This window comes from Halorubrum sp. AD140 (genome assembly GCF_034497445.1).
In the GTDB taxonomy this organism is placed as follows: Archaea; Halobacteriota; Halobacteria; order Halobacteriales; family Haloferacaceae; genus Halorubrum.
The window spans coordinates 1-1,270 of sequence record NZ_JAXRUU010000230.1 but is presented as its reverse complement, the minus strand read 5'-3'; the positions used below and the strand labels follow the sequence as shown (position 1 = coordinate 1,270).

Sequence of the window (1,270 nt, the reverse complement as noted above, 5' to 3'; positions counted from 1 at the left end):
AACGGAGACGAGATCACGCTCGTCCGAGTGAAGAACCGGTTCAACCACGATGTCTCGATCGTCGACCTCGAAGTGGGGGAGGGAGAAGACGTCCTCGACGAGATCAGTTACGATCCGGACGATCGGGACGATCAGGACAATCCGGAGATCGAGACCGGAGAGGATATAGCGATCAAGGCCCCCGTCACGGGAATTACACCCGGTGAGGACGCGCATATTGAGATATCGATCACCGTGGAGGGAAGCGGCGTCACAGCACAGCTGTTCGGCGATACGGAGACCCGACGGTTCACGATCAAGCGGGACGATGTCGAAGCGATCACCGGCGATTCCAGCGGGGTGTACTTCAACGGTGCCGGAAACGCCGAGATCCTCGGAGGAGACGAGACAGAAACGGTAGACGTCTATTTGAAAAGTTCCGGAAATAGCGGTGACGACGAAGTCACGACCCGTGAAGACGAAGAAATCGACACGGGACAAAAGATCAGTGGCCAGTTAGACGGGGACAGTAGCGATACGATCGTGGGTGTCAAACTCGATGACACTGTGTACGTACACCCACAGTGGAACCCGGAGGATTGCGATCTCGATCAGCCTAACCCCGGGGGACTGGGAGACGAGGGTGACGACCGGCCGAGCTGTGAGTCGGACTGATCGGTAGCTCGTTTCGATATTACTCTCAACGGTGCCGGACGTGCGACTGTCCCGTAGAGACGGACAGATCGATCTCACCCGTGATCAAATTGACGGCCGTAGACAGAACACAGAGTCACCCGAAAATAGGTTCGAAGGGACCACCTGAAGGTTCTCAGCGCAGCCACGGGGTGGGTTCAGAGTCAACCAGAACTGCTACAGAGTCGTCCAGAAGCGCTTCAGTCTCATCCAGCGAATTTTCTGCCGACTCATAACGATATGGGATACACCCCATGGGTGAAGTAGAGCGACCCTGGGTGACACGGGATGTCTCGTGTCCCCGAGGCTGGTCGTGTGCGGTAACAGAGGTAGACCAACCATGCAACGACGTAAATTCATCATCGGCGCAGGGGCAATGGCATCAGGTAGCGCGGCAGCGGTGGGTACTGGAGCATTCTCATCCACCCAAACAGAACGTAGCTTTAATGTGAGCACCAGCGGCGACGCGACCGCTCAGTTAGCACTTGAGGGATTAGACGATGAATATGTAACAGATGATGGAGTAGATGGTGAGCTTGAGATCAGCTTCAACAATCTAAATTCCAATTCAGTTACTGGCATTGATGAATTATTTGAA

At 54.8% G+C, this 1,270-nt stretch carries 2 pseudogenes; both read left to right on the top strand.

Annotated elements, in window-relative coordinates:
* A pseudogene (locus U4E84_RS17720) lies at window positions 1-654 on the top strand (hypothetical protein); the annotation flags it as partial.
* Between the two features lie 358 nt (window positions 655-1,012).
* Window positions 1,013-1,270: pseudogene (locus tag U4E84_RS17715) on the top strand (DUF1102 domain-containing protein); the annotation flags it as partial.